11 protein-coding genes are annotated in these 13,243 nt (G+C 45.9%); 6 read left to right on the plus strand and 5 right to left on the minus strand.

Features of this window, described 5'->3' with window-relative positions; all coding sequences use genetic code 11:
• Window positions 1-4: 4 nt before the first annotated feature.
• Window positions 5-1,741 carry a thiamine pyrophosphate-dependent enzyme gene (locus A37S_RS0111560; protein ID WP_028297121.1) on the minus strand — a complete coding sequence of 579 codons (1,737 nt, stop codon included), beginning with the start codon at window positions 1,739-1,741 and terminating at the stop codon, window positions 5-7.
• A gap of 193 nt (window positions 1,742-1,934) precedes the next feature.
• On the opposite strand from A37S_RS0111560, the gene A37S_RS0111565 reads away from it, so the two are divergent.
• Window positions 1,935-2,771 (plus strand): N-acetylmuramoyl-L-alanine amidase, encoded by an 837-nt coding sequence (locus tag A37S_RS0111565; RefSeq protein WP_028297122.1) that lies wholly within the window; start codon window positions 1,935-1,937, stop codon window positions 2,769-2,771.
• Between the two features lie 58 nt (window positions 2,772-2,829).
• Here the strand turns inward: A37S_RS0111565 and ispG are convergent, their stop codons facing one another.
• Both ispG and A37S_RS0111575 read right to left on the minus strand, forming a co-directional pair.
• Entirely contained in the window at window positions 2,830-4,815 is a 1,986-nt protein-coding gene (gene ispG, locus A37S_RS0111570; RefSeq protein WP_028297123.1) for a (E)-4-hydroxy-3-methylbut-2-enyl-diphosphate synthase, read from the minus strand.
• Window positions 4,816-4,853: 38 nt separating this feature from the next.
• Window positions 4,854-5,666, minus strand: coding sequence for an energy transducer TonB (locus A37S_RS0111575; RefSeq protein WP_051293064.1), 813 nt, complete (start codon window positions 5,664-5,666; stop codon window positions 4,854-4,856).
• Between the two features lie 216 nt (window positions 5,667-5,882).
• Between A37S_RS0111575 and lpdA the strand changes: the two genes are divergently transcribed.
• The 5 genes from lpdA to coaA all read left to right on the plus strand — a co-directional run bounded on the left by lpdA (window position 5,883) and on the right by coaA (window position 11,794).
• Entirely contained in the window at window positions 5,883-7,271 is a 1,389-nt protein-coding gene (gene lpdA / locus A37S_RS0111580; protein ID WP_028297125.1) for a dihydrolipoyl dehydrogenase, read from the plus strand.
• Between the two features lie 243 nt (window positions 7,272-7,514).
• On the plus strand, window positions 7,515-8,753 hold the full coding sequence (locus tag A37S_RS0111585; RefSeq protein ID WP_028297126.1) for a nucleoside recognition domain-containing protein: 1,239 nt from the start codon (window positions 7,515-7,517) through the stop codon (window positions 8,751-8,753).
• Window positions 8,754-9,082: 329 nt separating this feature from the next.
• On the plus strand, window positions 9,083-10,174 hold the full coding sequence (locus A37S_RS0111590) for an ATP-binding protein (RefSeq protein ID WP_211229779.1): 1,092 nt from the start codon (window positions 9,083-9,085) through the stop codon (window positions 10,172-10,174).
• 64 nt (window positions 10,175-10,238) lie between these two features.
• Window positions 10,239-10,616 (plus strand): methylglyoxal synthase, encoded by a 378-nt coding sequence (locus A37S_RS0111595; RefSeq protein ID WP_028297128.1) that lies wholly within the window; start codon window positions 10,239-10,241, stop codon window positions 10,614-10,616.
• A 221-nt stretch (window positions 10,617-10,837) separates the two neighbouring features.
• On the plus strand, window positions 10,838-11,794 hold the full coding sequence (gene coaA / locus A37S_RS0111600; protein ID WP_028297129.1) for a type I pantothenate kinase: 957 nt from the start codon (window positions 10,838-10,840) through the stop codon (window positions 11,792-11,794).
• Between the two features lie 23 nt (window positions 11,795-11,817).
• Here the strand turns inward: coaA and A37S_RS24480 are convergent, their stop codons facing one another.
• The gene (locus tag A37S_RS24480; protein WP_051293060.1) at window positions 11,818-12,378 is read right to left on the minus strand and encodes an FUSC family protein; all 561 of its coding nucleotides are present in this window, start codon (window positions 12,376-12,378) and stop codon (window positions 11,818-11,820) included.
• A gap of 53 nt (window positions 12,379-12,431) precedes the next feature.
• On the minus strand, window positions 12,432-13,235 hold the full coding sequence (locus A37S_RS24485; RefSeq protein WP_157278595.1) for a hypothetical protein: 804 nt from the start codon (window positions 13,233-13,235) through the stop codon (window positions 12,432-12,434).
• Window positions 13,236-13,243 lie beyond the last annotated feature (8 nt).

Below are 13,243 nucleotides of genomic sequence, written 5' to 3' on the forward strand. Positions count from 1 at the left end.
ATTGTCAAAGCACTTCTTTCAAGTGCTTATAGTTACTCTTCACCGTATCCAGCACTTCGTCCATTCTGCCATTCAGTATAAGCTTGCCCATGGTGATGGCATAACCTTTCATCTGCGAAAATTCGATTTTTGGCGGCATGGCCAGAGAGTTGGGATTCGTCTTGGCATGTACCAGAATAGGCCCATCATGAGACAAAGCTTCGGCAATGGCACTTTCCACATTATCGGGATCGTCCACGCATATCCCCTTCATGCCCATAGCAAGCGCCACGGTAGCAAAGTCGGGGTTATACATATCCGTTTCGTTGTCTGGCAATCCGGCTACTTCCATTTCCAGCTTCACCATGCCCAAGGAGCGATTATCAAACACAATAATCTTGATAGGCAGGTTATATTGAACGATAGTAGCCAAATCGCCCATCAACATGGACAGTCCACCATCGCCACAAAAGGCGATAACCTGCTGGTCGGGACGAGCCAATGCGGCACCAATGGCCTGTGGCATGGCATTGGCCATAGACCCATGGTTGAACGAACCAAGCATTTCGCGCTTGCCAGTAGCGGTAATAAACCGCGCTCCCCATACACAGCTCATGCCGGTATCTACCGTAAAAATGGCGTCATCTGCGGCTAACCTGTCAATGGTATGTGCCAAGTATTCTGGTGAGATATTGTTTTTCTCTCCCCTATCTTTCACATAGGTCAATTGAATTTCTTTCACCTTATCGTACACCTTGAGCTGCGCATCTAGAAAAGCACTATCTTCCTTTTGCTGCAGCAATGGCAACAGGGCTTTTATCGTTTCCTGCACATCGCCAGCCAAGCCCATGGTCAACTTGGCCCGACGACCCAAGCGCTCAGGCTTTTCATCGATCTGGATTATGTCGCAATCTTCAGGTATAAAATCCTTATAGGGAAAGTCGGTTCCCAACAGCAGCAGCAAATCGGATTCGTGCATGGCATGATAGGCAGATGGCAGACCGAGTAGCCCCGTCATTCCCACTTCATTGGGGTTGTCGTGCTGCAAGTACATTTTGCCCCTGAAGGAATAGCCTACCGGCGCCAATATCTTTTTGGCCAAGGAAATAACCTCCTCATGCGCTCCCTTACAGCCTATGCCACCAAAGATGGTAATGCGCTTATGGCTATTAATAGTATCTGCCAGTTGCTGCAACTCATCATCCGAAGGTCTCAAAACAGACTGATAACGCATCAAGCTCGTTTCGCTAGTGATTTCTACAGCCTTCTCCATGGCCACATCACCCGGCAAGCCCAGTACCGCAACCCCTTTTTTGCTATAGGCATGCTGTAAAGCCATTTGCAGCATACGCGGCAATTGTTTGGGGGTGGTGGCGATTTGGTTATAGACACTGCAATCGTCAAACAACTTGATGGTATTGGTTTCCTGAAAATAACTGGACCCCATCTCCTCGCTGTGCATCGTAGAGGCAATGGCCAGTACAGGAGCACCTGATCGATTGGCGTCATACAGGCCATTGATGAGATGCACGTGCCCAGGCCCACTGCTACCGGCACAACAGGCAAGTCCATCTAGTTCGGCTTCGGCCGCGGCCGCATAAGCGCCAACTTCCTCATGTCGCACATGGATCCATTTTATCTTACCATTGCGCCGCACGGCGTCATTGAACTCATTGAGGCTATCACCTGTCACAGCATAAACCCTTTTAATCCCCGTATCGACTAAGGTTTCTACGATTTGGTCAGCAACTTTCTTTGCCATAATAATAAACTGAATTTACAATAATAATGATCGTGGTCGTCATTGCACATTTGTGCAAATATTTATTACAACAAGACAACGTTCATTTGGTTTTGGTCTGCCGCCAGATTCCCGATCAAAATAGCTGATGTCTGATAGCTGATAACTGATTTCCCACATCTTTTCCCTAGTTTTACCCAAAATTTCAGACCACATGTTTCACAAGCGTATATTATTCCCCTTTTTCATATTGATACTGATCGGTTTCTGCCTGTCTGCGTGCCGAAGCCAATATGCAGCCACCGAAAAGATCTACAAGGGACAAGCCAAGGAATTTGCCAAGTTAATCTCCACTACACCTCCTACCAATCAAGCTTTTGACTCCTTACAAGTAGAACAAAAACAATGGATTGGCTCGGTCAACTTTGGAATCCGCAGGCCAAATTTTGTTATTATCCACCATACGGCACAAGACTCATTGGCCCAGACCATCCATACCTTTCACCTGCCACGCACGCAAGTAAGCGCCCATTACGTGATTGGCCGAAATGGGGAAGTGGTGCAGATGGTGAACGATTACCTCCGGGCGCAGCATGCCGGCATAGGAAAATGGGGAAAGGACACGGATCTCAACTCCTCCTCCATTGGCATTGAGCTGGACAACAATGGACATGAACCTTGGTCGGACATACAAATAGAAAACCTCATAAAATTGCTGGCCATCTTAAAGGAAAAGTACAAAATACCCGAGGCCAATTTTATCGGTCATTCCGATATTGCCCCTAAAAGGAAACCCGACCCCGCCAATTTCCCTTGGGATCGACTTGCACAGGAAGGTTTTGGCTATTGGTATGATGACCTGGACAGCTTGGTGATGCCACCTGAAGGCTTTGATCCCGAAGTGGCACTAAGCCTGATAGGATATGACACTAGTGATATCAATGCGGCTATCGTGGCCTTCAAGCGCCATTTTATACAAGACGACATCGAACCTGTCTTGACCGAAAGGGACTTGAAGATATTGTACAATATCTATCCGAAATATAAATAAGTTTATTGGCTGATCAGTCATTTGTTGACTGGCTTGAAAGGCTGCTCACAATGCAAAATTAAGCATCGATCCAATTACCATCCTGACGGATAATCTCAATCAACTCGTTGAGCGCATCGGCAGATGGTACATTGCGCTTGACCACTTCCTTGCTTCTGTAGAGGGTTACTTTTCCAGGGCCAGCTCCCACATAGCCATAGTCGGCATCGGCCATTTCGCCGGGACCGTTGACGATACAGCCCATAATGGCTATTTTCAAACCTTTTAGATGGCTGGTGCGACTGCGGATCATCTGGGTGGTCTCCTGTAGGTCAAACAGTGTTCGGCCACAACTGGGACAAGAAATATATTCGGTTTTGGATATACGCGACCGCGTGGCTTGCAGGATAGCAAAGGAGGCAGAAACCAATTTATCTGTGGGTATGGCAGGCGAATCTATCCAAATGCCATTTCCCATCCCGTCAATGAGTAATGCGCCCATATCCGTTGCGGCATATAGCTGCATTTTCGAAATAGGCTCTTCGTCGCTCATGATGTCTCCAAGTGGACCATTGAAATCCTTTGGATCGTAACTGCGCTTGACGATAACCGGCATATCAAGCCCCCATTCCTTCAACTGATAGAAAAATTGGCGCTGATCTGCCATGCCGTGCGCCGCATTGGTTGTCAGCACAAAGACCAAGGTTTCGTCTACCGGCAAGTCTGCAAACAAATTGCCGTAAAGATCGTCCTTTTTCAAAGAGACCAGGTTCAGGTGCGCATCCCGTTCGTCGGCATGGATATATTGTTCCAAGCTATAGAGCGGATGTGCGTTGGCCTTATTCTTCAATAGCTGCCAAGTAGGATAATCGTATACCTGCTTGAGGTTGCCCGGCATCTGAAAAGAAGGCAAATTGCTGCCCAAAAAAACAAAATCTACCGACTGCTCTCCCATGTGGAACTTATCCAGTAAAGGATCGTATATATAACCTATTTCGTTCAGTACGGCAGGATCTACCAACCGCTTGGCTGACAGATCGGCCACTACCCGTGGCACCATAGCACCGCCGATGAAGGCGTTCACCTCGGCCACTTCCCTCCTGCCATCTTTGACCGACGGCTCGGCAGCTTCACTTGCTACAGGAGCATGTGCCGCACGCGACACATAGCGTTTCACCAGGGCCCTTGCCACGGGAGCCTCCAGCTCGGGTTCTTCCGTGAGCGATACCCGCACCGTATCTCCCAAACCGTCTTCCAGCAAGGTACCGATACCCACGGCCGATTTGATGCGGCCATCTTCGCCGTCGCCGGCCTCCGTCACGCCCAGGTGCAAGGGGTAGTTCATTCCCTCTGCCACCATTTTCTCTACCAACAGCCTGTAGGCCTGCACCATCACCTGCGGATTGCTCGATTTCATGGAGATGACCAAATTATAATAATTCAGGTCCTCACAGATACGCATAAACTCCATGGCAGACTCCACCATGCCCTCGGGCGTATCGCCATAATGGCTCATGATACGGTCGGAAAGCGACCCGTGGTTAGTACCGATACGCATGGCCGTGCCGTATTCCTTGCAGATCTTCACCAATGGCGCAAACTTAGCGTATATGCGTTCCAGTTCAGCCTGATACTCGGTATCGGTATAGGTCAGCTGGTCAAACTTCTTCTTGTCGGCATAATTGCCCGGATTGATACGTACTTTCTCAACGATACGGGCCGCTACTTCAGCCGCATTGGGCGTAAAGTGAATATCGGCCACTAAAGGCACATGACAACCACGCCTACGAAGTTCTTTCTTTATTTCAGCCAGGTTTTGAGCCTCTTTGATACTTGGAGCCGTAATACGCACATACTCACATCCGGCTTCTACCATGCGAATGGTTTGCTCCACCGATCCCATGGTATCCATCGTATCCACCGTAGTCATGCTTTGGATACGTATGGGTTGATGTCCTCCCATAGGCACATCGCCAATGCTTACCTCGCGCGTAAGCCAACGTTTGTAATGGGTAAGTGATTCGCAATAGCCCCCAGGCAAGATCAAACTTTTAGCCGTATCCATATCAAGGGCAAAGATATGGATTTTAGCCCATACGGCAATTATTGCAGCTGCAATTGTATCGGCAAGGTGTAGACCACCCTTACAGGTCGACCATTTTGTATACCGGGCTTCCATCGTGGGGCACTTTGCAGCACCCTTATCGCTTCTTCACCGGTACCTTTGCCAATTGCCTTCAGAATCTCAAAGCCACTCAAGCTCCCATCTTTCTCTACGACAAACTTAACGACAATCCTTCCTTGTACGCCAACAGTTTGCAGCTCCGAAGGTATACGGTAATGCTTAGCCACGTAATCCAGAAAAGCCGCCATGCCTCCGGGAAATGAAGGCATGATCTCCACATGCTCCATCACCTCATTCCCTCCATGCGCCGCCGTTCCTTCCGTAATTCCTTGCCCCTTGCCCGATTCGCTTACCGCCACGCCTATGGTAATATCCGCACCCGGATCGCCCGCAATGGTCTTTGGCCCGGGATTTGACTTTTTCAAGTCGGCTACAGTAGGCACCTCATCTACGGCCATATGCGCTTGTACTACCCTTGGCCGAGGCATCCGCACCTGATCCATTCGTGCCTTAGCAGGCGCAGCTGCAGGAGTGCTGGGCACAATTATTTTTTCCTCAAGGGCTATCGGAGGCATCAAATCTACTCCCGTGGAGACATCGCCACCTGGTATAACGACCGCATCAGGCTTCAAATGGCCCCACAAATAAGGCGCTACCACTCCCAACAAAAAAAGCCCCATTCCAGCAAATAGTGCTTTCGTCAAATCGCTATTGGCCTGCTTGCGCATCACATACGCTCCATATAGCTTGTTTCTTCCTTCAAAGACCAGCTCCAGCCAGTCGCTTGACATAATATTGGCACCTTTGAACAACATAAGACAGGATTTTCAGATTAAACCATGTAATGACTTTAATACTAAGATGAAATCGGTCATCCGTTTCCACAAAAGGGAGCATTAAAATGTCAAAACAGCGTTTTGTATCCCATCCGTCCCAAAAATGAAAAAATTATTATAAGTTTGTAGGCTTAGAAAAAGTACGAAGACAAATATCAAAATAAAACGGAAATGAACTACGACATCATTGTAATTGGTAGTGGGCCCGGCGGATATGTAGCTGCTATCAGGGCATCTCAATTGGGCTTCAAAACAGCTATCGTGGAGCGCGAGTCTCTGGGCGGTATCTGCTTGAACTGGGGATGTATCCCTACCAAGGCTTTATTGAAAAGTGCGCAAGTTTTTGAATATCTCAATCATGCTGCCGACTACGGCATCAAGGTAGAAGGTGGTGAGGCCGACTTTGCCGCCATCATAAAGCGAAGCCGTGGTGTGGCCGATGGCATGAGCAAGGGCATTCAATTCCTGATGAAGAAAAACAAGATCGATGTCATTATGGGTACCGCCAAGATCAAGAAAGGTGGCAAAGTGGAAGTGAAAGGCGGTGACGGATCTACAAAAGAATATACAGCCAAACACACGATATTGGCCACTGGAGCTCGCTCTAGGGAATTGCCCAACCTCAAACAAGACGGCAAGACCATTATAGGCTATCGTCAGGCCATGAATTTGGAAAAACAACCCAAGTCATTGGTAGTTGTTGGTTCCGGGGCTATCGGCGTGGAATTTGCTTATTTCTATAATTCGATAGGCACCAAGGTGACCGTAGTGGAATACCTAGACCGTATTGTTCCCGTAGAAGACACCGATATTTCCAAGCAATTGGAGAAGAGCTTGAAGAAAGCGGGTATCGACATCCTCACCAGCGCCGAGGTAACAGGCGTGGACACCTCCTCATCTCCGGCAAAGGTAAGCATCAAGACTGCCAAGGGCGAGCAAACCATCGAGGCAGAGGTCGTATTATCGGCAGTTGGCATTACGCCCAATATCGAAAATCTGGGTCTTGAAGAGGTAGGCGTCAAAACGGACAAAGGACGTGTACTGGTAGATGATTATTATAAAACCAACGTAGAAGGTGTATACGCCATAGGCGATATCGTAAAAGGTCAAGCTTTGGCACACGTGGCGTCTGCCGAAGGTATTACCTGTGTAGAGAAGATAAAAGGACTGCACGTAGAGCCTATCAACTACAACAACATTCCGGGATGTACCTATTGCTCGCCAGAGATTGCCTCCGTGGGCTATACCGAAAAAGCTGCCAAAGACGCAGGTTATGAGCTTAAGATTGGTAAATTCCCATTCTCAGCATCAGGCAAGGCAAGTGCCTCTGGAGCTAAGGATGGTTTTGTGAAAGTCATCTTCGATGCCAAATACGGCGAGTTCCTTGGAGCCCACTTGATTGGCAACAACGTGACCGAAATGATAGCCGAAGTGGTTGTGGCCCGCAAACTGGAAACTACCGGACACGAGATCATTAAATCGGTACACCCGCACCCTACCATGAGCGAAGCCATTATGGAAGCAGCTGCGGACGCCTATGGCGAGTGTATCCATTTGTAGCAGTTAGTAGACATCATTATAGCAAGTCATTGGAATGTGCTCCAATGACTTTTTTTATTTCATACCCCATGATATGGTAAAAATCACTTTGCATTAAGTAAATTTACCTCCATCAAAAGACAGGTCCATAGTTTGAAGTTGCTTATGTCAGCATGCTTACGATACTTGTTGAATGATTGATTTTGTGCGTATTGCCTGCCTTTCGGGAGATTGGCTTTTTTACTTTTTACTTGATACTAAACTATGGCCCTAAACTACGTTTGGATTGCATTTTTTCTTGTCGCCTTTGCCGTTGCACTAATCCGCCTTATTTTCTTTGGCGATACGGAAATCTTCAAGATCATTGTCGACGGCACCTTTGATTCTGCCAAGATGGGCGTGATGGATATTGCCTTGCCCCTCATAGGCATCATGACCCTTTGGCTGGGCATCATGAACATCGGCGAAAAGGCAGGAGCCATTACCTTCATTTCGCGCATCATCGGCCCATTCTTCAACCGCATCTTCCCCGAAGTACCCAGAAACCATCCAGCCACGGGACATATGGTCATGAACTTCTCCGCCAATCTGCTTGGACTCGACAATGCGGCAACACCCTTTGGGCTCAAGGCCATGAAATCCCTGCAAGAGATCAACCCCAACAAGGAAGAAGCCAGCAATGCGCAAATCATGTTCTTGGTGCTGCACACATCGGGACTGACGCTCATCCCGCTGAGCATTATGGCCCAAAGGGCTATCTTGGGTGCAAATGACCCTTCGGACATATTCATTCCCTGTCTCATTGCCACCTACGTAGCTACCGTGGTGGGGCTTATCGCAGTGGCCATCAAACAACGTATCAACTTGTTCAATAGCGTAGTTATTTCTTGGTTGGGAGGCATCACGCTCGTATTGGGCGGTATGATAAGCTATTTTCATTTCTTTCTCAACAAGGAACAGATAGAACTTTTCTCCAAGGTCTTTTCCAATATCATCCTCTTCAGCATCATTGTGCTGTTTATCTTGGGTGCCATCCGCAAGAAGGTAAATGTATATGAAACCTTTATAGAAGGGGCCAAAGAGGGATTTACTACCTGCGTAACCATTATCCCTTATCTCGTAGGCATGTTGGTAGCCATCGGTGTACTCCGCAATTCGGGTGTATTGGGTTATATCGTCGACGGTTTTGCGTGGACCTTTCAACAGGCAGGGCTTCCCACCGACTTCACCCCTGCCCTACCCACGGCATTTATCAAGCCACTGAGCGGCAGCGGGGCCAAGGCCATGATGGTAGACACCATGACCACCTATGGCCCCGATTCCTTCATTGGCCGACTGGCATGCGTATTTAATGGTTCGGCAGACACCACGTTCTATATCGTGGCACTCTACTTTGGTTCGGTAGGCATCAAACGTACCCGCTATTCCATCCCTTACGGACTTATCGCCGATTTGGCAGGTATTATAGCGGCTATTTTTGTGGCTTATTTATTTTTTGGATAGGAAATATCTTTAGATAATAGTAGAGCACAATGGATTATAACCAAACAGAAATTATACTCTCGATGTACAGATGTATGTACAACAAAACGTGATTATTACAAAAACCGTAATTTTGCCATCCTGAGCGACGTCATTGGATTCTCGCTTAGGAAAAAAGAAAAAAAGCTCTGTAATCAGATTTTCAAAAAAAATGCTTTGCTGTTTGGTATAATAAAGTTATTTTTGGGCAAATTTAAAGTTGTACTTAAAAAATGTCCAAATCAAAGACAGGGTTTTTACAGCGTCAATTACATAGCGAATTAGTCAGGTTGTCAGGTTTATATACCGTTATGGTCATAACCGGACCAAGACAGTCGGGAAAGACCTCTTTATGCAAACATCAGTTTCCGGACTATCATTATGTCAATCTGGAAAACCCGAGTATCAGAGAACAGATTTTAACTGCACCCAAAGCGTTTCTGGAACAATATGCCGATGGGCTGATTATAGATGAAGCTCAACATCTTCCCGAGTTGTTTTCCTATATTCAGGTAATCGTAGACGAAAATGAACAAACAAAATTTGTCCTGACAGGAAGTAGTAATTTTTCATTATTGCAGGGCATTACCCAATCGTTGGCGGGCAGAGCAGTAGTTTTAACTTTATTGCCTTTTTCCTTAAAGGAAATCGGTCAGAATATTGATAAAAGTACGGATAAATTAATGCTCAACGGCGGATATCCTGCCGTGTGGGCAAAAAATATTCCGATACAAGATGTGGCCCAAAACTATTACAACACCTATATAGAGCGAGATGTTCGGCAATTGTTAAACATCAAAGATATTACCCGGTTTCAGACATTTATCAAGCTGTGCGCCGGCAGGATAGGAACAGAATTCAACGCATCGTCACTGTCCAACGAAATCGGTGTTTCAGTTCCTACTATTCAGGAATGGCTGAGTGTATTAGAAGCGTCTTATGTGCTGTTCAGGCTTCCGCCCTTTTTTAAAAACATAGGAAAACGTTTGGTCAAATCACCTAAGATTTACTTTTATGATACTGGCTTAGCTTGTTTCTTGTTAGGTATCGAAAATGAACAACAACTGACTACACATCCTTTGCGTGGGGCTGTTTTTGAGAATATGGTGGTACTGGAGTTTTTTAAAAACCGGTACAATCAGGGCAAGTTGCCAAATTTGTATTTCTATAGAGATAAATCGCAAAACGAAGTGGATTTAATTGAAGAAAAAGGGACGCAGCTATTTGCTTATGAGATCAAATCCGCAAAAATCTTTACCAAAGGCTTTGTCAGAAACCTGGATTATTTCCGGAAAGTAGCCGGGGATGACGTAGTATCCACACAGGTCATTTACGATGGAGAAAATGACATTTACAGTCTAGAAAACGGAATGGTCAATTTCAGGAATATGAAGCTTACATAGAAGAAGATTTTTTTTTACTAACTTTATTCGTTGAATTTTTCCATCAATTCTTCTCAATAATTACATGAAAAGAACCACGACAATTGCATTGATAGCCCACGATGGCAAAAAGGCCGAAATGGTCGCATTCGTCAAAGACCATTTTGATATTTTGCAACCTTTGCACCTAGTAGCAACGGGTACTACGGGCATGTATATCCAACAAACAGGACTTAAAGTGACGCGCAAGCTGAGTGGCCCCAAAGGCGGGGACGCGCAGATTGCCGCCATGGCTGCCGAAGGCAAGGTAGATGCCATTATCTTCTTTCGTGACCCATTGGGACAACACCCTCACGAACCGGACATCCAAATGCTTATGCGCATCTGCGACGTACACAACGTACCCTTGGCGACCAATCCAGCTTCCGGCAAATTGATTCTTAGTGGATTTGAAAACAAATAGTATACTTTAATCTTGTTACGGATGCAACATCTGGCACTCGTACATTAATCTGCCATATCTCGCATCTCACATCTGATGTCTCATATCTCTTTAGTAATATTCTTGCCATATCTCATTGAATATAGATCAAAAACTTTTCTATTCACTGATTTTCTTCTATTTTTGACGCCTTAAAACAAACACACAGGCCCCAATGGGCTGTAAAACAAAGCATCGCGTGCATGAGCGTCCTTGAAAACCAAGATTTCTATTCACCTTATACCAGTATAAGTCGTGATAGCTGGAAAAACCTCAATGGCCAATTGAGTTTTTCGCTCACACAGGATGACATCAGTTCGCTCAATGCGCTCAATGAGCCACTCAATTTGGAAGAGATCCAAGACGTGTACTTTCCGCTATCACATCTGCTTAATATCCATATAGCCAACGCCAACCAGCTGTTTCATCACGAAAAGAAATACCTGCAGCTGGAGAGAATCCGCTCGCCCTTCATCATCGGTATAGGTGGAAGTGTGGCTGCCGGCAAAAGCACCACGGCGAGGGTATTGCAAAAAGTATTGTCCCTATGGCCAGAGAGACCCAATGTAGCCTTGGTGACCACCGATGGTTTCCTATATCCCAATAGGGTGTTGGAAGCGAGGGGAATCATGAACAGAAAGGGATTTCCCGAAAGCTACGACACCAGAAAGCTGATCAATTTCCTGGGTGCCATCAAAGCTGGAGTAAGTGATACCGAGGTCCCTATTTACTCCCATCTGAAATACGATATTTTGGAAGGAGAAACACAAAAGATCACCAATCCCGACATCGTTATCGTAGAGGGCATAAACGTGCTGCAGGTGAACCTGAATCCACTCCACAAAGACCCACAGGTATTTGTTTCAGATTTCTTCGACTATTCCATTTACGTGCATGCCAGTGAAAAGAATTTGGTGGATTGGTATATATCCCGTTTTGTGTCGCTCAAGAACACGGCCTTTCAAAGTCCCGAATCTTATTTCCACCGTTATGCCCAATTGAACGAAGCGGAAACACTTCGTTTGGCCAAAACCATTTGGGATGACATCAATAAGCCCAACCTGATAAAAAATATTCTTCCCACGCGATTCAGGGCCAATCTTATCCTAGAAAAGGGAAGCCATCATTTCGTAAAAGGAGTGAAATTGAGAAAGACTTAACTGTGCCATCCGAGCACCGTCATCTACCTCTTCAAATAATGCCTTTTAAGGTATCGCATACGTACCTTATAGTAGAACTTTGCCCAGGCAGCTTTTGTGAACACCATGGTAATGAACAGGGCGACGGTGCAACCAATAAGTACACATATCGCTCGCTCCACTGCCACCATATATTCCTCTTCCACTACCCCAAAGATGCCACTTTCCTGAACAAGAACAATGATGACCGCGGCCAAGGCTGGACGTATGGTGTTTTCCAATCGTAAAATAATACCGCAAACAATAGTAATAACTACCCCTAAGCAAAACAAAAACACATCTGCAATAGGCAAGAAATAAACGATAAGTCCAACTGCCGAACCAAGAAAGTTGGCTTTTATCCTATCAAAGGCCAATTTTTGGTCGTTATCTGGAGTAAATACCAAAACGACCGAGATAATACTCCAATAAAAGGGGTATTGTGGAAAAGCCCAATAAAAGCCATAACAGATGATAACGCCCAATACACATTTAACCATGTATAGCCATTCTTGGGAAGTGATGGAAAATTTCAAATAACGATTCAATGATTTCCCTGAAAACATGAAGAGGTACTGTTAAAATTCAGGCCAAAATTAGCCATAATATTTGTAAGCGCCTATTTTTTACCTCGCACGCGGAGCATAATCAGGCTAGTCAGAGGTATGCCCAATGTCGTCCCGGGCTTTACCTGCAGCATATTCTGCAAGTAGACATCAATAATACCTTGCAAAACTTTGGCTCTCGATTCTTTAAATTCATCCATAGCAACAAATTTCCCCAATCGCATTTTCCCACTGCCGTCTACCAGTACGGAAAACTCATAATAGAAGTCTTTATAAGCTCGGTCAATTACAATATCAAATTCAGGATACAGGTAATGGTACGCGGCACTTTGTGTCAATCTGTCATCATCGGTAAAACTTCTCCTCTTGGCACTGATGGTGGAATAGAGAGGTGTTAACTCCACGGGGTTGCGAGCGGAAAAAGAACTGTCTATATTGCCAGGGTTGCGATTCGAACGATCTGCTCGTTCCTGTATAAAAAGAGTGTCTACCCGTCGTGGTTTACGCAGCTCCTCTACCGTGGTATGCAAACTGTCAAGAATGTAACTTTTGGAATAGAGTTTCATATACACGTTAGAACGCTCCTCCTTCACCCGTTTGCTCTTCACGGCAAGTCTTTGCAATAGCATGCTATCCTTGTCCAAAGACTTTACCCTAAACCATTCCCTACCGAAGAAAAAGATCGAATCCTGATCGTGATATATATCGTAATGGAGCATGGCATTGCTATCGGGGCTGAATACCATGACCGAATCGTCATGTATGAAATTGATATGCCATATAGGTTCTTGTTCAAAGCCAATGGTATCAAATGCCAAGCCATTGTCGAAAGACCTTCTTACTTCAAAAAAATCCACTCCCCAAT

The sequence above is a fragment of the Olivibacter sitiensis DSM 17696 genome (assembly GCF_000427965.1).
GTDB lineage: Bacteria > Bacteroidota > Bacteroidia > Sphingobacteriales > Sphingobacteriaceae > Olivibacter > Olivibacter sitiensis.